This window comes from Allorhizobium sonneratiae (assembly GCF_023700755.1).
Classification (GTDB): Bacteria; Pseudomonadota; Alphaproteobacteria; order Rhizobiales; family Rhizobiaceae; genus Allorhizobium; species Allorhizobium sonneratiae.
The window spans coordinates 243,573-261,439 of sequence record NZ_JAMKOJ010000005.1; the positions used below are offsets into that span (position 1 = coordinate 243,573).

The window sequence follows — 17,867 nt, forward strand, 5'->3', positions numbered from 1 at the left end:
CTTTCAGTATTCCCTTATGATAAGGTATGTCTGAAAGGTGAGGTCAAGGCCGGAACAGCTATTTTCAATCTTTCTTGATCGCCATCAGCATGCCCCACATATCCGCACCCGTCTCAAAGGCCTTGGCATTTGCGGCAAAGCTGTTTTTGGTGTTGATCAGATCGACCATCTCGGTTGCCGGGTCGACATTGGATGAGTCTGGCGTGGCCGCTGGCGTATTGGGAGTTGACGTTGTCGTGCTGACGCCTGAAGGCGCGGTGGCGGAAAAATCCGTCTGCTGTCGCCGATATCCGGGCGTATCCATATTGGCGACATTGTTGGCAATGGTGGAAAGCCGCTTCTGCTGCGCCAACATGCCGGATAAGGACGTATTCATCACGCCGGAAATCGTCATAGCTCTTCTCTCTGGTTTACACTCCATTGTAATTGGCGCAAATTACCGTTTGCTAAAGAGGTACAGCAAATGAAAGCTTTCAGTCTGGCGATAGACCGTTTCATTCCAGTACAGGTCTTATCAAAACCGCATCACGCGGAGATCGTCCGGCTTATCAGGTCACGCATCTCGACAAAGACCGGATTGCGCAATGCATCAAAGCGCCAGCTGAGGCCGTAGCCATAACGCGGAAAGGGCAGCGGGCAGGGCGAAACGGCAAAACCGGCAAAATGGTTCAGTGCTTCTGCGGCATGGGCGGGGATGGTGGCAATGGAGTCTGTTCCCGTCAGCAGATAGGGAAGGGCTGAAAAATGGGTTGTTGCCGCGCATATAATGCGGCGATAGCCATGTTCGGCCAGCACATCGTCCGTAATCCCGCTCAGGCCCGAATAGGACACCAGAACATGATTGCGCTCGAGATATTCATCCAGCGTCAATGGCCCCTCATGTGCGCGTGAGCGCCGGTCATACACAACCCGATAATCGGAACTGCCAAGGGATTGATGCTTCAGCCGACCATCGCTGAAACCGCCGGAGGTGATCGCGAAATCGATGTCTTTGTCATTCAGCGCTTCCGCGGCCATGATGCTGTTGGTTTGCCTGAGCACGATCCGCACATGGGGAATGGCTGTGCGAGCCGCTTCGATGATCCGTCCGCCAAAGGCCATTTCAAAATCATCCGAAAGGCCGATGCGGATGATTTCCATCCGCCGGGATAACGGTCGATCCGGGCCGGGTGGCGTCATGGTCATCGTAACAAGGCGGAGCGCTTCGGTGATCGAAGGCTGAAGAACCACGGCAAAGGGCGTTGGTCGCAATCCGCGCTGGGTCCGTTCAAACAGCGGATCGCCATACATGATCCTCAGACGCTTCAGTGCGGCGCTGACCGCCGCCTGACTGATGCCCAGACGGCTTGCAGCCTTCGTGGCGCTCAACTCATGGATCAGCGCATCGAACACGAAGAGCAGATTGAGATCGACGCTATTATTCGCCATGTTTATATCTGTATTCGTTGCCGGTTGTTTGTCTTATATCTCATCGAGTGTTAGCTCCTGCAAGACACATCACATTGAGCTTACCTCTCAGCCTCATCGGCCAGACAGCCAGCATGAGAGGTTTTACGGAACCATCAACATGCGATCCCAACATATTCTTCTTGCTCTTCTGGTCGCGGTGATCTGGGGCGTCAATTTCACGGTGATCAGCGTCGGTCTTGGCAGTTTTCCGCCGTTGATGCTTGCGGTGTTGCGCTTTGTCATCGCCGCCCTTCCGGCCTTTTTCCTGCCCCGCCCGCCGATAGCCTGGCCACTGTTCATCGCCATTGGCGTTTTTCTGTTCCTGGGCCAGTTTGCCTTTCTCTTTACCGGCATGGCGGCTGGAATGCCCGCCGGGCTTGCCTCCGTGGTGCTGCAGATGCAGGCCTTTCTCACCATTCCTGTCGCCGCCATGACGCTGGGGGAAAAACCGACGCTCAGACAGGCTGGCGGCAGTCTTCTGGCTTTTGCCGGGCTGGGGGTTATTGCAGTCAGCGCCGGGGCAGGGGATTTTACCCTTGCCGGGCTTGGCCTTTGCCTTGCCGCCGCCCTGTGCTGGGCAATCGGCAACGTGCTTTTGCGACAGGCGGGCAAGGCCGATATTCTGCCTCTGATCGTCTGGCTCAGCCTGATACCGCCGCTGCCTCTGCTTGCGCTTTCTTTCATGATGGATGGACCGGCCATGAGCCTTCATGCCTTGTCTTCAATCAGCTTCAGCGGCGCAGGGGCCGTGCTTTATATCGCGGTTCTGTCAACGCTTGCGGGCTATGCCATATGGGGCCATCTGCTGAAACACTATCCCACGGCTATGGTGGCGCCTTTTTCTCTGCTGGTTCCGGTTTTTGGCGCCGGATCGGCGGCGCTGTTCCTTGGAGAAACTTTCGATCCGGCAAAGCTTTTCGGCATGATGCTGATTCTGGCCGGTCTCTTCGTTGCCGTCTTTCCCGTGAAGCGGCTGTTCAGCCCGGCTCGTTCATAACGCGGGATGTGCAGCCGGGGGGCTGCCCCCGGCTGCGTCGCGCCAAGATCGTGAAACCTCCGGCCCTTATGCTTTTTTCATCTCGCTCAGGACCTTTTGGGGCACGCCGGTGAAATTGTTGCTCAAAAGATAGTTGGGACTGGTCTGCACCCAACGATCCAGGTCGATTTCCTCGAATTTGCCATTGTCCCAGGTCTGGACGATTTCCAGATTTTCATCGCCGACATTGCGGATGGCATGGCCGAAGCCCATCGGAATATAAGCCACGTCGCCGGGCTTGAATTCCGCCACCTTGCCGCGGCCGCCGGAGCCGAACATGGCGACCTGCCCTTTGCCGCGCAGATAATAATGCCACTCATTGGCGTTGACGTTCCAGTGCAGCTTGCGCATTTCGCCCGGCTTGATCACCATGAGCCCGCCGGACATGGTGCTGGAGGCGGGAAATTCATCGACGGTTGCCAGCCGAAAACTGCCGCCATCGAAATCCCGCACCGCGCGATTGTCGTGCAGCAGGCGGAATTTATGGGTGGATTCCTTCGGCCAGGGCGCTTCCAGTGCGTCTTCTGGCTTCAGGATTGGGCCCTGCTGAATATAGACCTCACCCTTTGGAAAAGCGTCGAAAACATCTTTTGGTATGCCGAATTCCTTGGCCAGCAGATCCTTTGGTGTCACATCCACCCAGTCGGTGATTGAAAATGTGCCGTGTTCGGAAAACGCGCCATTGTCGAAGGAAAGAATGAAATGGCAGGGCTTGTCGCCGATGCACTGGATGGCATGGCCATGGCCGCGCTTGAAATACCAGAGGTCGCCGGGTTTGAAATTGTTGATCTCGCTGGCGCCCGAAGGTTCGAGCACCACGGTCTGACATTCGCCGTCGATGACGAAAGCCCATTCGGCGGCAATAGCGTGCCAGTGCAGCTCACGCGAGGCACCCGGATTGAGATACATGTGAACGCCGGCAATACCCTTGCTGATCGGGAACTTGTGAACTGTTGCCTCTTTCGCCCAGCCACCTGATGTGATCTTTGGTTCATTGCCATCCAGCGAAAAGCGGAAATCCGGCATGGCTGCCACGTCCTTGGGATCGTGATAGGCCACCTCGACGCCGCCCGAAAGGGGAACAGCATTCGCGCCATATCCACCGGCACCGGGTGCGCCATGATCGTGAACCATGGCGGCTTCCGCCAGTTTTTCGAACGAGACCAAACCAGCCCCCAGTGCGGCTGCGCCCAGAAAACCACGTCTTCCTGTCTGCATAGTGTTTCCTCCTGCTACAGCATGGCCAGAAAACGGCCATGGGATGCAGAGGGTATGGAATGTGATCCTGAATTGGTACGTGCCGCAAACCTATAACAGTTATAGAAAATGCTTATGGGTAAATTGCGTTTGTCTGTTTCCCGGATGGTTTCGTCTTCGCCCTGTCTGGAAAGCTTGCCATAACGGCCTGCACCTTGTGCTGAATGGCGCGACAGAGGTCATTGAGCGGCGCGATTTTCAATTTTCGACATAACAGCACGAATTCAAGTTCGCCAAGAATCGGCAGATCGGGAAAATCCAGACACTCCTGCAGACCGTTGGGCGCAAGCAGGCGGGCATGAGCCATCATGCCAAGCCCGATTCGGGCAGCCGCAGCAAGACCGTTCAGCGTGCTGCTGCTGAAGGCGATACGCCAGGGTTGATTTGTTCTGGCCATGGCCTCAACGGCCCTGAAACGGGTAATGCTGGGCGGTGGATAAAGCACAAGCTGGTTTTCGCCATTTTTGACAACGGGTTCCCCGGTGGATGATAGCCAGACAAGAGGCTCGCGCCAGATCAGGTCTCCTTTGGTCAGACTCTGGGGGCCGCGTTTGCACAAGACAATGTCCAGTCCGCCTTCCTCGAACTTTTTGATCAGGTCTTCACTCAGCGCGATGGTGAAGTCGATGTCGATATCCGGATAATCTGCCGTGAAGGCGCGGATGACACCCGGCAACCATTCGGTGACAAGATCTTCCGACGCGCCAAACCGGAGGCTATGACGCTTGCCGGTGGACTCAAAGAAAAACCGGGCCTTTTCCGTGGTGTCGAGGATGGATTTGGCAAAAGGCACCATGGCCTCACCATGCTGCGTCAGTGCCAGTGAATGGGTGTCTCTCTGAAACAGACGCTGACCGGCAAATTGCTCCAGCCGCTTGATATGCTCGCTGACGGTGGGTTGGGAAAGCCGCAAAATCCGGGCTGCCCCGGAAAAACTGCCGCAATCGATCACGGTTACAAAGGTTTTCAGATGTAATGGGTCCATCGCAAACGCTCTCAATCCGTTCGAGGAGAAAACTTTGCGGAAACAATATCAACCTTTGCGAGAGAATGTGACAAAAATCATTTTTGCGGTGCAATATCAATGACCTCATAAAAAACCCCATCCCGGATGGGATGGGGCTATACAGGCTGTTCGTTCTGAGGATCGGAATGAGATTATTCCGCCGCCTCGGCATAGTCGCTCATCGGCGGGCAGGTGCAGACAAGATTGCGGTCGCCATAGACATTGTCGACGCGGTTGACCGGCGACCAGTATTTGTCCACCCGGAAAGCGCCCGGCGGATAGCAGGCCTCTTCACGGCTATAGGGACGATCCCAGTCGCCAACTAGGTCTTCCACTGTGTGCGGTGCGTTTTTCAGCGGATTGTTCACCTTGTCCATCCGGCCTTCCTCGATGGCGCGGGCCTCCTCGCGGATGGCCAGCATCGCCTCGCAGAAACGGTCGAGTTCGGCCTTGGTTTCCGACTCGGTCGGCTCGATCATCAGCGTGCCCGCCACCGGCCAGCTCATGGTCGGCGCATGGAAACCGCAATCGATCAGCCGCTTGGCCACGTCATCGACGGTGACACCAGCGCTCTCGACGAGCGGGCGGGTGTCGATGATGCATTCATGCGCCACGCGACCGGCCTTGGAGGTGTATAGCACCGCATAAGCACCCTTGAGCCGGGCGGCGATATAGTTGGCATTGAGGATCGCCACCTTGGTTGCCTGCGTCAGGCCTTCGCCACCCATCATCAGGCAGTAGGACCAGCTGATCGGCAGAATGGAAGGCGAACCGAAGGGACCGGCCGACACCGCACCCGGACGGCCATCGGTTGCCGCATGACCTGGCAGATAGGCGGCAAGATGCGCCTTGACGCCAATCGGCCCCATGCCCGGACCGCCGCCACCATGGGGAATGCAGAAGGTCTTGTGCAGGTTGAGATGGCTGACATCCGAGCCGATATCGCCGGGGCGGGAGAGACCCACCATGGCGTTCATGTTGGCGCCGTCCAGATAGACCTGCCCCCCATGCTCATGGGTGATGGCGCAGATTTCCCTGACCGTCTCCTCGAACACGCCATGGGTGGAAGGATAGGTGATCATGCAGCAGGAGAGATTGGCCGAATGCTGTTCGGCCTTGGCGCGGAAATCGTCGAGATCCACATCGCCATTGTCGCGGGATTTCACCGGCACCACCACCATGCCCGCCATCTGCGCCGAGGCCGGATTGGTGCCATGGGCAGAGGTCGGGATCAGGCAGACCGTGCGATGGGCATCGCCACGGGCAAGATGATAATTGCGGATGGTGAGAAGCCCCGCATATTCCCCCTGCGCGCCGGAATTCGGCTGCATGGAAATCGCGTCGTAACCGGTCACGGCGCAAAGCTTTTCGGAAAGATCCTCGATCATTTCCTTGTAGCCCAGCGCCTGATCGGCGGGCGCGAAGGGATGCATGTCGGAAAATTCCGGCCAGGTGATCGGCAGCATTTCCGCCGTGGCATTGAGCTTCATGGTGCAGGAGCCAAGCGGGATCATCGCCCGGTCCAGTGCCAGATCACGGTCCGACAAGCGGCGGATATAGCGGGTCATCTCGCTTTCCGCACGGTTCATGTGGAAGATCGGATGCGTCAGATAATCTCTTGTTCTCAGGAGATTTTTCGGCAACCGGTATTCGGGTGCGAAATCCTCCACCTTGAAGGCGCCGCCAAAGGCGCGCCACACGGCTTCAAGCGTTGCAGGCCGGGTGCGCTCATCAAGCGACATGCCGATTTTCGTCGCGCCGACCTTGCGCAGGTTCACCCCTTCCGCAACGGCAGCCCTGAGGATCAGGCCCTGCATATGGCCGACTTCGACGGTGATGGTGTCGAAGAAGGTTTCGGGCTCGATGGTATAGCCCAGCTTTTCCAGCCCCTTGGCCATCAGAACGGTCTTCTGATGCACCTGCTGGGCAATGGCCTTCAGCCCCTGAGGCCCATGGAACACGGCATACATGGAGGCCATCACTGCCAAAAGCACCTGCGCCGTGCAGATGTTGGAGGTGGCTTTCTCGCGGCGGATATGCTGTTCGCGGGTCTGGAGCGACAGGCGATAGGCGCGGTTACCGCGCGCATCGACGGACACACCGACGAGACGGCCCGGCATGGAGCGCTTGATCGCATCTTTCACCGCCATATAGGCCGCATGCGGACCGCCATAGCCCATGGGAACGCCGAAGCGCTGGGTGGAACCAATGGCGATATCGGCCCCCATTTCGCCCGGAGATTTCAAAAGCAGCAGCGCCAGCGGATCAGCCGCCACGGCGGCAATTGCCTGCGCATTGTGAAGCGCATCGATCAGCGGGGTGAAATCATGCGTGTGGCCATTTGTGCCGGGATATTGGAACAGTGCGCCGAAGACTTCACCGGGGTTGAGGTCTGTGAAGGGATTGCCGACGATCACCTTCCAGCCCAGCGGTTCGGCGCGTGTCTCAATCACGGCGATGGTCTGCGGATGGCAGGCGGCATCGACGAAGAAGGCTTTGGATTTCGATTTGGCCACCCGCTCGGCCATAGCCATGGCTTCGGCGGCAGCGGTGCCTTCATCCAGCAGCGAGGCGTTGGCGACATCGAGGCCCGTCAGATCGCAGACCATGGTCTGGAAGTTCAGGAGCGCTTCCAGACGGCCTTGCGAAATCTCCGGCTGATAGGGCGTATAGGCCGTGTACCAGGCCGGATTTTCCAGAATATTGCGCTGGATCACCGGCGGCGTGATCGTGCCGTAATAGCCCTGACCGATCAGTGAGGTCAGAACCCTGTTCTTGTTGGCTGTTTCGCGCAGCTTGTCCAGCGCCTCACGCTCGGTCATGGCCTTGCCCCAGGTGAGAGGTACGGGCTGGCGAATGGAGGCGGGCACGGTGGCGTCGATCAGCGCATCGAGGCTGTTATAGCCCACCACCTTCAGCATATCCGCCATTTCTGATGGCGAGGGGCCGATATGCCGCCGGTTGGCGAAATCATAGGGCTGGTAATCGGTAAACTGAAATTCCGTGGTCATGCGATCAGCTCGTTATAGGCGGCTTCATCGAGAAGGCTGTTGGCGTCGGCGGCGTTCGACAGCTTCAGCTTGTAGAACCAGCCCGCACCCTGCGGGTCGGAATTGACCAGCGACGGATCATCAACAATCGCCGGATTGATCTCAACCACTTCTCCGTCCAGCGGACAATAAACGTCAGAGGCCGCCTTGACGCTTTCGACCGTGGCGGACGACGCATCCTTGGCAAAGGTGGCGCCGACTTCCGGCAGCTCCACAAACACCAGATCGCCAAGCTGGCCAGCCGCATGGGCGGTAATGCCAACCGTGGCAACATCGCCTTCGATCTTCAGCCATTCATGTTCAGGGGTGAATTTCAGCATGGGTCTCTCCGCAGGATCAGCGTTTATAGGTGGGAATGATGAAAGGAAGCGCCGCAACGGTGACGGCGAGATATTTGCCGCGAACCTCTGCGAAAATCTGCGTGCCGGGGGCAGCAAAGCTCACCGGCACATAGCCCATGGCAACAGGACCTTCGACACTTGGCCCAAAGCCGCCGGAGGTGACCTCGCCGATCTCGGTCTGGCCGTCTGCATCGGCATAGAGTTTGGCATGGCCGCGCACCGGGGCCTTGCCGTCCGGCTTCAGGCCGACGCGGCGGCGCGTGGTGCCGTTCTGCAATTCACCGAGAATGCGCGAAGCGCCGGGAAAGCCGCCTTCGCGCGCGCCGCCGCTGCGGCGGGCTTTCTGGATGGCCCATTCCAGGGAAGCCTCGATGGGCGAGGTGGTCGTGTCGATGTCGTTTCCATAGAGGCAGAGACCGGCTTCCAGCCGAAGCGAATCGCGTGCGCCAAGACCGATCGGTTGGCAATCGGGATGCTCCAGCAGAGCCTTGGCCAAAGCCTCTGCCTTGTCGGCGGGAACGGAAATTTCAAACCCGTCCTCGCCGGAATAACCGGAGCGGGAAACGATGCAGGTGACGTCATGCAGCGGGATCTCGCGGACATCCATAAACGTCATACCCGACACGCCCGCCCATAATTCGGCCAGCACCGCTTCGGCACGTGGGCCTTGAAGGGCGAGGAGAGCGCGATCGTCCAGAAGCTCGATGGTGCAGCTGTCGGAAAGATGCGTCTGCATATGGGCAAGGTCTGCTTCCTTGCAGGCGGCATTGACCACGACAAAGAGATGGTCGCCGCGATTGGTGATCATCAGATCGTCGAGAATGCCGCCGGTTTCATCGGTGAAGAAACCATAACGCTGGCGACCTTGCTTCAGGCCGAGAATATCGACCGGCACAAGGCTTTCCAGCGCCAGTGCCGCATCCTCCAGCTTGCCGCTTTTCGGTGTCAGCTTGACCTGCCCCATATGGGACACGTCGAAAAGTCCAGCACTTTCACGCGTTTGCAGATGTTCTTTCAGCACGCCTGCCGGATATTGTACCGGCATATCGTAACCGGCAAAGGGCACCATGCGCGCGCCGAGTGCAACATGAAGATCGTAAAGCGGCGTGCGTTTAAGGGGGGTAGGGTCGGTCAAGGGCACCTCCGGTTTGTGCGGCTTTGCCTGCACAGGCTCAGGTCTTGGCACGATGTGCCGGTTCATGAGCCCCCTCTGTCCCTTTGCCTGAGATTGTTATCCCTTCGGCGTGGCCTGCCTTGCGGCAAACCTCTCTCCAGAGTCCGTATGCGCCTTGTGGTCCTTTCGCCTGAGAGTTTCCGGGGCGGTTGCTCCTTCGGCACCGGATTAAACCGGTTTCTCCCGACAAGGTCATGACGGCATTATCCGTCACGCGGGTCACTTGGCAAGAGGGAGATGTCGCATGGACGAAAATAATTGTCGGAAAAAGCTGCGCTTGCTTTTTGTATCAACCGATCTCATGCTGTCGATAAAGAATTGAAAGACCATAAGCTTTTGTTTTCTGCACTTGCGTTATCCATTTTCACAGGACCGTGCTTCAGGAGGAGAAATCATGCGTCTTTATCATATCGCGCCTGTGGTGGCGGCGATCCTGACCTTGCCTGTCAGTTCCATGGCCGCGTCCGCGACGACGGCAAAGCCGGGCGATGCGATGAAAACCATGCCGATGGACATGACGCAGGATAAAAGCGCGGCCGCGCCCATGCCAAGCGATGAGAAGGCGATGGACAGCGTGCAAGCCGGTGCTCTGATGCTGACCAATGGCTATATCAGGGCCATGTTGCCCGGTCAGCCGGTTGGTGGCGGCTATCTCACCATCAAGAACGATGGCAAGACACCGGACAGGCTGCTTTCAGTCGAGTCGCCCGCTGCAGGCATGGTCGAACTGCATGAAATGACCATGCAGAACAACATCATGAAAATGCGCCGGATTGCCGGTGGGATTGAGATCAAGCCAGGAGAGATGCTGATGATGAAGCCGGGTGGCTATCATCTGATGTTCATGAAGGTGAACAAGCCCTTTGCCGACGGCGATCTGGTGCCGGTGACGCTGACCTTCGACAAGGCGGGGAGCGTTCAGGTGTTCATGCCCGTGGTCTCAGCCAAGGGCAAGTCACATCCATAAAGCAGGCCGTATGTCCTGTGATCTTTTCATCGGCAGACAGCGGCGTTTGTCGTCCATATGATTTTTTGCGCCCGGCACCCTTGATTTGCGAGGGCGCACTGGCCCAAAACGGATTGATAGATGATTTCAGGCATCGTGCCTTCTCAAACGCAAGGCGTGAGCAGGCCATAGCACAATCCGGCAGGAGTTCTAAAATGGCATCATTCTTTTCCAAAATCCTGTCCGCCGTCACTGGCGGCGCTGGCCAGCAGGAGAGCGAAACCGCATCCGCGACCGAAGCGCATCTCCACGGTGATGTGCGGATTTATCCCGAACCGATCAAGGAAGGCAGCCAGTTCCGCCTCGCAGGCAGGATTGAAAAGGATGTGAATGGGGAAACGCTGGTCCGCAGCTTCATTCGCGCCGATGTTTTTTCCAGTCGGGATGATGCGTTGGAATGCACCCTGCGCAAGGCAAAACAGATCATCGACCAGAGCGGTGGAGCGCTGTTTGCCGATGGCGAAAAGACCCGCAATATCTGATCATCAAAATCTGATCATCAAAGGTGTGAGCCTTTGCCTTGATCCGGGCGAGGGCTGAAAGCGCGGCGCATTCTATTGGCGCGCTTTAGCTCTTATGTTTCGCATGTCCGTTATCGTTTTATTGAGGGCAATAAAACGCGACATGCCTTACAGCATCGTGCGCTTTATCAAGCGTACATAAGATGCTGTAACACTTTCAATCGATTGCATAATTCCTTAAATCGATTCCGATTTAAGGAATTATGCAATCGAAAATAACAGAAAAGCGCGCTGCCTTGAACCGGAGTGAGGCAGCGCGCTTTCAAACGCAATTGGAACGTCAACCGTCAGCACAAACGTCTTTTGACGTTCGACAAAAAATGGGCTCAGCGGTTGAAGCTGTCGTAGCTGGCTGTCATCGACGGGCCATACATGGAAGCGGTTTTCTGCTCGTTCATGTGAAAACCGATGCTGGTGGCAAGCATGGCGCCAATCAGAGCAGTCCAAACAAGATTGATCATCGCAACTTTGTCGAGCATTTTCTTCATCCTTCATGTGAGCAACCAGACTGCGAAAAGGCTTGGGAAGAGCCGCGTCTGATTATGGTTCCGGTGAGCTTGGCTCGCCTTTTACAGAAGCCGGGCTGAAACTGTCCTTAACGCCCCGTTCATCTGCCGTTCATATTCCGGTAAGGTTCAGGGCAAATCCGTGTCTTCAGGCTGATCCAGCCAATCGATAAGACCTTCAAGTGTCACCGCAGCGATTGCCGAGATACCCAGAGCAAGTGCTAACATCGTCGTCCTCTCGATCATTGAATTGATCATGATGAAAGGTATAAACGCTGCGCCTTGAAGCGCGCCTGAATAGGGCGTTCATAAAGCATTCATGCTTTTGCAAGGACTGGTAAAAATCAATTAATGATTGTTTTTATTGTAAAAAAATCTCTATTTTTATCGATGCGCGGAGCGATTTTTTGTCAAAGCCTGTTTGTGGTCGGGCTGCAAAGACCGAATATGAACAAAAGGAGCGCCTGAAACGCTTGCGGTTCGCGCGGGACCGTGACAAAAGGCGAACGGAAACGATCAGGGCGAAATCATGACCATTGCCTTTTATCCCGGCTCCTTCGATCCGATGACCAACGGCCATCTGGACGTTTTGGTGCAATCCCTGAATGTAGCGGAAAAAGTGGTTGTCGGTGTTGGCATTCATCCTGGCAAAACCCCTTTGTTCAGTTTCGAGGAGCGCGCAGGGCTGATCAGCGCCAGTCTGGCTGCGGCCCTGCCGGACCGGGCAGGGGATATCGAGGTGATGGCCTTTGACGGTCTTGCCGTCGATGCCGCACGCACGCGAAAAGCGACACTGCTGGTGCGCGGCCTGCGCGACGGCTCCGATCTGGACTATGAAATGCAGCTGGCTGGCATGAACCGGAAGCTGGCCAGCGATATCCAGACGATTTTTCTACCCGCAGGTGCGGAGTCTCGGCCTATAACAGCCACATTGGTCAGGCAGATCGCCAGCATGGGAGGCGATGTCAGCGCCTTTGTTCCCCCACCCGTGCTTGCCGCCCTGACATCGCGGCTCAAAGCCTGACGCTATTAAAAGATGATGGAGCCATCATGAAATTTCTGTCTTATGCATTTGCAGCGCTTGTTGCGCTTGCCAGCCCGGTTCTCGCCGCCGACGGCAATGATTATCTGACCATTCAGCTGAAATCCGGGCCAGTCGTAATTGAGCTTCTGCCGAAGATTGCACCGAAAAGCGTTGAACGGCTGGAAAAGCTCGCCTCCGAAGGCAAATATGACAATGTTGCTTTTCACCGAGTTATCGAAGGGTTCATGGCCCAGACCGGCGATGTGCAATATGGCAATATGAAAAAGGGCTATGACGCCTCGCGCGTTGGCACCGGCAGTTCCGACCTGCCGAACCTTCCGGCTGAATTTTCCAAAACGCCCTTCGTGCGCGGCACGGTCGGCATGGCCCGCACGCAGGACCCCAATTCCGCCAATTCGCAATTCTTCATCATGTTTGGTGACGGCGCTTTCCTGAACGGCCAGTATACGGTTGTCGGCAAGGTTGTTTCCGGCATGGACAATGTCGACAAGATCAAGCGCGGTCAGGGCAGCAATGGCGAAGTGTCTGATCCTGACCGGATGATCAAGGTCACGGTCGGTCGCCCGGCGAAATGAACGCCTGACAGTCATCGTTCAGGCAATGACAGGGCTCATACATAAAGAGCCCTTAATGACAAGGAGAGAAACATGGCCGAGATCAAGGATCCGGAAAACACCATCATCATGGAAACCACCAAGGGCAAGGTGGTCATCAGCCTGTTCCCGGATCTGGCCCCCGGCCATGTTGCCCGGATCAAGGAACTGACCCGCGAAGGTGCCTATGACGGCGTGGTTTTCCACCGCGTTATCGCCGATTTCATGGCTCAGACCGGTGACGTGCAGTTCGGCAAGCAGGGTGCTGATACATTCAACCCGGCCCGCGCCGGCATGGGCGGCTCGTCCAAGCCCGACCTGAAGGCCGAATTTTCCGCTACGCCGCATGTGCGCGGCACCTGCTCCATGGCCCGTTCGCAGAACCCGAACTCGGCCAATTCGCAGTTCTTCATCTGCTTCACCGATGCGCCGTGGCTCAACAAGCAATACTCCGTCTGGGGTCAGGTCATCGAAGGTATGGACGTGATCGACGCCGTCAAGAAGGGCGAGCCGGTCAAGGATCCCGACTCGATCGTGTCGATGAAGGTTGCCGCGGACGCCTGAACCTGACATTTTCCTGGACCCGCCCGGCGTGATCAATGCCGGGCGGGTTTTCGCGTTTCAAGATCTGTGAAAAATCATGCGTGTAGACCTGTTCGATTTCGACTTGCCTGAGGATAACATTGCGCTGCGGCCCGCAAGCCCGCGCGACCATGCACGCTTTCTGATTGTGCGTCCGCAGAACGAGCCGGAATTGCAGGATGCGCATGTCTACGATCTGCCGTCTTTTCTCAGGCCCGGTGACGCGCTGGTCTTCAACGATACCAAGGTTATTCCAGCCCAGCTCGAAGGGTTTCGCCTGCGTGAGGGGGCTGAGCGGACGCCCGTTTCCTGCACCTTGCATATGCGGGTAGCTGCCAATCGCTGGAAAGCTTTTGCCCGTCCCGGCAAGCGGATCAAGCAGGGCGACCGGATCGTGTTTGGCGGCTCTGACAACACTGCCTGCCTGCTCGGCGAACTGATCGCCACCGTGGCCGAAAAAGGCGAGGCGGGCGAAATCGATCTTGCCTTCGATCTTTCCGGTCCCGATCTCGATCAGGCGATTGCCACGGTCGGCCATATTCCGCTGCCGCCCTATATCGCGGCCAAACGGCCGGAAGATGAGCGCGACCGCAGCGATTACCAGACCATGTATGCCCGAGAAGAAGGAGCCGTGGCCGCCCCAACCGCTGGCCTGCATTTTACGCCTGCCCTGTTTGACGCACTCGACAAGGCCGGGATTGAACGGCATTTCGTCACTTTGCATGTCGGGGCAGGCACATTTTTGCCGGTCAAGGCGGACGATACGACCGAGCACAAGATGCATCACGAAATCGGCCATGTCTCGGAAAAGACGGCAGCGGCTCTCAATGCTGTCAGAGCGCGGGGCGGGCGGATCGTCTCTGTCGGCACGACTTCACTCAGATTGCTGGAAAGTGCCGTCAACGAGGCGGGCGAAATCCTCCCCTGGTCCGGCGCGACCGATATTTTCATCACGCCGGGCTATCGCTTCAAGGCGATCGATGTGCTGATGACCAATTTTCACCTGCCGAAATCGACGCTGTTCATGCTGGTTTCGGCCTTTGCCGGTCTGGAGACGATGCGCCGCGCCTACGCGCACGCCATCGCCACCGGCTATCGATTCTATTCCTATGGCGATTCAAGCCTGCTCTTCCGGAAAGACAAAGAATAATGAGCGAGCAGTTCACCTTCACCCTCAAGGCCACCAGCGGCAAGGCGCGGCTTGGCGAAATCACCATGCCGCGCGGCACGATCCGCACACCGGCCTTCATGCCGGTCGGTACCGTCGGTACGGTCAAGGCCATGTATCTCGATCAGGTGCGCGAGGGCGGGGCCGACATCATCCTCGGCAATACCTATCATCTGATGCTGCGCCCCGGACCGGAGCGGGTGGCGCGGCTGGGTGGCCTGCATGAGCTGATCCGTTGGCCACATCCGATCCTGACCGACAGCGGCGGTTTTCAGGTCATGTCGCTTTCCGGCCTGCGCAAGCTGGATGAGCAGGGCGTGACCTTCAAGAGCCATGTCGATGGCTCGTTGCATCACATGTCGCCGGAACGGTCCATCGAAATTCAGGGCATGCTGGACAGCGATATCCAGATGCAGCTCGACGAATGCGTGGCACTGCCCGCCGAACCGCGCGAGATTGAGCGCGCCATGGAAATGTCGCTGCGCTGGGCCGAGCGTTGCCGCGTTGCCTTCGGCAATCAGCCGGGCAAGGCGATGTTCGGCATTGTGCAGGGCGGCGATCAGCCTGCCTTGCGCATCCGTTCGGCGGAAGGGCTGAAACAGCTCGATCTCAAGGGCTATGCCGTGGGTGGTCTCGCTGTCGGCGAACCGCAGGATGTGATGCTCGCCATGCTCGACACCACGCTGCCGGTGTTGCCGACGGAAAAGCCGCGCTACCTGATGGGCGTCGGCACGCCGGACGATATTCTGAAATCCGTGGCACTCGGCATTGATATGTTCGATTGCGTCATGCCGACCCGCTCCGGCCGCCATGGTCTGGCCTTTACCCGCCGTGGCAAGGTGAATATCCGCAATGCCCGCCATGCCGAGGATATGCGGCCGCTGGACGACGAATCCTCCTGTCCCGCATCCCGCGATTATTCCCGCGCCTATCTGCATCATCTGGTGCGCGCCAATGAGGCTTTGGGCGGCATGTTGCTGTCGTGGAACAATCTTTCCTATTATCAGGAGTTGATGCAGGGCATCCGCAAGGCGATTGCCGAAAACCGATTCGAGGATTTCAAGGCGGAAACGCTGGACATGTGGGCGAGGGGCGATATCGACCCTGTGTAAAGCCTTGCCCGTCACACCTTCATAAATAAGACCGCGCCTTCGTAAGAAGGCGCGGTCTTTTCGTTCATACATCAAAAAATCAGTGATGCAGGATCTGGCTGAGGAACAGCTTGGTGCGCTCATGCTGCGGATTATCGAAGAATTCGACCGGCGAATTCTGCTCGACGATCTGGCCCTGGTCCATGAAAATCACCCGGTTGGCGACCTGACGGGCAAAGCCCATTTCATGGGTAACGCAGAGCATGGTCATGCCTTCTTCGGCGAGGCTAACCATGGTGTCGAGCACTTCCTTGACCATTTCCGGGTCGAGCGCCGAGGTCGGCTCATCGAAGAGCATGATCTTCGGCTTCATGCACAGCGCACGCGCAATGGCAACACGCTGCTGCTGGCCGCCGGAGAGTTGGCCCGGATATTTATTGGCCTGCTCGGGAATCTTGACGCGCTTCAGATAGTGCATCGCCACTTCTTCCGCTTCCTTTTTCGGCATCTTGCGCACCCAGATCGGCGCCAGCGTGCAGTTTTCCAGAATGGTCAGATGCGGAAAGAGATTGAAGTGCTGGAAGACCATGCCGACTTCGCGGCGCACTTCATCGATCTTTTTCAGGTCGTTGGTCAGTTCCATACCATCGACAATGATATTACCGGACTGATGTTCTTCCAGACGATTGATGCAGCGGATCATTGTCGATTTGCCCGAGCCCGACGGGCCGGCAATGACGATACGCTCACCACGCATCACCTTGAGATTGATGTCGCGAAGCACGTGGAAATCACCATACCACTTGTTCATGTTGATGATTTCGACGGCGACGTCGGTTTCAGAAACGGTGAGCTTTTTCGCTTCAGCCATGATGTAATCCTGTTTTTAACGTTTATGTCCGGTGTCGAGGCGACGTTCCACGAATGCGGAATAGCGCGACATGCCGAAGCAGAAGATCCAGTAGACAACGCCTGCAAAAATCAGGCCAGTCACCGGCGTGACCGGACTTGCCCAGCTCGGATCGGCAAAGTTCTGCTGAATGATGCCAAGAAGATCGAACATCCCGATGATCGAGACAAGCGACGTATCCTTGAACAAACCGATAAAGGTGTTCACAATTCCGGGAATGACCAGTTTCAGCGCCTGCGGAATGATGATCAGCCAGATTTTCTGCCAGTAAGTCAGGCCGAGAGAATCGGCGCCTTCATATTGACCTTTCGGAATGGCCTGCAGACCACCACGAATAACCTCCGCCATATAGGCCGAAGCGAAGATCGAAAGCCCCACCAGAGCGCGCAGAAAATTGTCGATGGTCCAGCCGACCGGCAGGAACAGCGGCAGCATCACGCTGGCCATGAACAGAACCGTGATCAGCGGCACGCCGCGCACGACCTCGATCAGTGTGATCGACAGTGTCTTGATCAGCGGCATGGTCGAACGTCGCCCGAGTGCCAGAAAAACACCAAAGGGCAGGGAGACCGCAATGCCGACGAAAGACAGGATCAATGTGACAGTCAGACCGCCCCAACGGCTTGTCTCGACATGCTGAAGGCCGAAATAACCACCCAGCAGCAGAAAGAAAGAGATGATCGGAAAGGCGATGAACAGCAGAATGGCGTTCAGCCCCTTACGTGGTGCAGACGGGATAAGAAGCGGCACCAGCAGCACAACGAAGAGCGCCATCACCAGCATGACCCGCCAGCGCTCGTCGACCGGATAGCTGCCGAATATGAACAGGGCAAAACGGTTGTTCACGAAAGCCCAGCACGCACCGGACCAGCCATTCGGCTGGATGCCGCCCTGAACCAGCGTGGCGCAGACCGAACGATCTGCCCCTGTCCAGCTTGCCTGAATGAACAGCCAGTTTATCAAGCCGGGCAGCATATAGACAAGCAGTGCCAGCGCCAGAAGCGTCAGAACCACATCTTTGGGGGTCGCCAGAAGATTTTTGCGGATCCATGCACCAACACTGTGTTCATTGGTCGGGCTGGGCTTTGCCTGAAGCATGTCCTGACGGACATAAGCAATCTCACGGGCCATG

Annotated in this window: 18 protein-coding genes and 1 riboswitch; of the genes, 8 read left to right on the top strand and 10 right to left on the bottom strand. The window is 57.2% G+C overall.

The annotated features are described in order from the left end of the window. Positions 1–64: 64 nt before the first annotated feature. Positions 65–394, bottom strand: coding sequence for a flagellar basal body rod protein FlgC (locus tag NAC44_RS11660; protein WP_250940927.1), 330 nt, complete (start codon positions 392–394; stop codon positions 65–67). Positions 395–525: 131 nt separating this feature from the next. After that, on the bottom strand, positions 526–1,428 hold the full coding sequence (locus NAC44_RS11665) for a LysR family transcriptional regulator (protein WP_250940928.1): 903 nt from the start codon (positions 1,426–1,428) through the stop codon (positions 526–528). Between the two features lie 139 nt (positions 1,429–1,567). Between NAC44_RS11665 and NAC44_RS11670 the strand changes: the two genes are divergently transcribed. Further along, on the top strand, positions 1,568–2,446 hold the full coding sequence (locus NAC44_RS11670; RefSeq protein ID WP_250940929.1) for an EamA family transporter: 879 nt from the start codon (positions 1,568–1,570) through the stop codon (positions 2,444–2,446). 66 nt (positions 2,447–2,512) lie between these two features. On the opposite strand, the gene NAC44_RS11675 is transcribed toward NAC44_RS11670, so the two are convergent. From NAC44_RS11675 to gcvT, 5 genes are all read right to left on the bottom strand, one after another. Beyond that, complete coding sequence (locus NAC44_RS11675; protein WP_250940932.1) at positions 2,513–3,703, bottom strand: cupin domain-containing protein; 1,191 nt, start codon at positions 3,701–3,703, stop codon at positions 2,513–2,515. 112 nt (positions 3,704–3,815) lie between these two features. After that, complete coding sequence (locus tag NAC44_RS11680) at positions 3,816–4,727, bottom strand: LysR family transcriptional regulator (protein WP_250940934.1); 912 nt, start codon at positions 4,725–4,727, stop codon at positions 3,816–3,818. A 173-nt stretch (positions 4,728–4,900) separates the two neighbouring features. After that, the gene (gcvP, locus tag NAC44_RS11685) at positions 4,901–7,759 is read right to left on the bottom strand and encodes an aminomethyl-transferring glycine dehydrogenase (protein ID WP_250940936.1); all 2,859 of its coding nucleotides are present in this window, start codon (positions 7,757–7,759) and stop codon (positions 4,901–4,903) included. Continuing rightward, complete coding sequence (gcvH, locus tag NAC44_RS11690; RefSeq protein WP_250940938.1) at positions 7,756–8,118, bottom strand: glycine cleavage system protein GcvH; 363 nt, start codon at positions 8,116–8,118, stop codon at positions 7,756–7,758. Before gcvH ends, gcvP begins: the two co-directional genes overlap by 4 nt. 16 nt (positions 8,119–8,134) lie before the next feature. Further along, positions 8,135–9,274, bottom strand: coding sequence for a glycine cleavage system aminomethyltransferase GcvT (gcvT, locus tag NAC44_RS11695; protein ID WP_338022083.1), 1,140 nt, complete (start codon positions 9,272–9,274; stop codon positions 8,135–8,137). Between the two features lie 148 nt (positions 9,275–9,422). Continuing rightward, positions 9,423–9,509, bottom strand: a riboswitch (glycine riboswitch). 198 nt (positions 9,510–9,707) lie between these two features. Between gcvT and NAC44_RS11700 the strand changes: the two genes are divergently transcribed. Together NAC44_RS11700 and NAC44_RS11705 are read left to right on the top strand one after the other, a co-directional pair. After that, positions 9,708–10,280 (top strand): copper chaperone PCu(A)C, encoded by a 573-nt coding sequence (locus tag NAC44_RS11700; protein WP_250940939.1) that lies wholly within the window; start codon positions 9,708–9,710, stop codon positions 10,278–10,280. Positions 10,281–10,474: 194 nt separating this feature from the next. Continuing rightward, positions 10,475–10,801 (top strand): HlyU family transcriptional regulator, encoded by a 327-nt coding sequence (locus NAC44_RS11705; RefSeq protein ID WP_250940941.1) that lies wholly within the window; start codon positions 10,475–10,477, stop codon positions 10,799–10,801. A gap of 365 nt (positions 10,802–11,166) precedes the next feature. Here the strand turns inward: NAC44_RS11705 and NAC44_RS11710 are convergent, their stop codons facing one another. Next, a complete protein-coding gene (locus tag NAC44_RS11710) occupies positions 11,167–11,319 on the bottom strand; it encodes a hypothetical protein (RefSeq protein WP_250940943.1) in 153 nt (50 codons plus the stop codon). A gap of 556 nt (positions 11,320–11,875) precedes the next feature. Here NAC44_RS11710 and coaD point away from each other — a divergent pair. The 5 genes from coaD (at position 11,876) to tgt (ending at position 15,846) form a co-directional block, all read left to right on the top strand. Continuing rightward, entirely contained in the window at positions 11,876–12,370 is a 495-nt protein-coding gene (gene coaD / locus NAC44_RS11715; RefSeq protein ID WP_250940945.1) for a pantetheine-phosphate adenylyltransferase, read from the top strand. Between the two features lie 26 nt (positions 12,371–12,396). Continuing rightward, the gene (locus tag NAC44_RS11720; protein WP_250940947.1) at positions 12,397–12,966 is read left to right on the top strand and encodes a peptidylprolyl isomerase; all 570 of its coding nucleotides are present in this window, start codon (positions 12,397–12,399) and stop codon (positions 12,964–12,966) included. Between the two features lie 72 nt (positions 12,967–13,038). After that, positions 13,039–13,548, top strand: a complete 510-nt coding sequence (locus NAC44_RS11725; RefSeq protein ID WP_250940949.1) for a peptidylprolyl isomerase — start codon at positions 13,039–13,041, stop codon at positions 13,546–13,548. Positions 13,549–13,624: 76 nt separating this feature from the next. Then, complete coding sequence (gene queA, locus NAC44_RS11730) at positions 13,625–14,716, top strand: tRNA preQ1(34) S-adenosylmethionine ribosyltransferase-isomerase QueA (RefSeq protein ID WP_250940951.1); 1,092 nt, start codon at positions 13,625–13,627, stop codon at positions 14,714–14,716. Further along, the gene (gene tgt, locus NAC44_RS11735) at positions 14,716–15,846 is read left to right on the top strand and encodes a tRNA guanosine(34) transglycosylase Tgt (RefSeq protein ID WP_250940952.1); all 1,131 of its coding nucleotides are present in this window, start codon (positions 14,716–14,718) and stop codon (positions 15,844–15,846) included. The genes queA and tgt overlap by 1 nt, the downstream gene beginning before the upstream one ends. Positions 15,847–15,925: 79 nt before the next feature. On the opposite strand, the gene NAC44_RS11740 is transcribed toward tgt, so the two are convergent. Both NAC44_RS11740 and NAC44_RS11745 read right to left on the bottom strand, forming a co-directional pair. Beyond that, positions 15,926–16,696 (bottom strand): amino acid ABC transporter ATP-binding protein, encoded by a 771-nt coding sequence (locus tag NAC44_RS11740; RefSeq protein ID WP_250940954.1) that lies wholly within the window; start codon positions 16,694–16,696, stop codon positions 15,926–15,928. A 15-nt stretch (positions 16,697–16,711) separates the two neighbouring features. Then, positions 16,712–17,866: an amino acid ABC transporter permease gene (locus NAC44_RS11745; RefSeq protein WP_250940956.1), complete on the bottom strand. Its 1,155-nt coding sequence runs from the start codon at positions 17,864–17,866 to the stop codon at positions 16,712–16,714. Position 17,867: the final 1 nt, after the last annotated feature.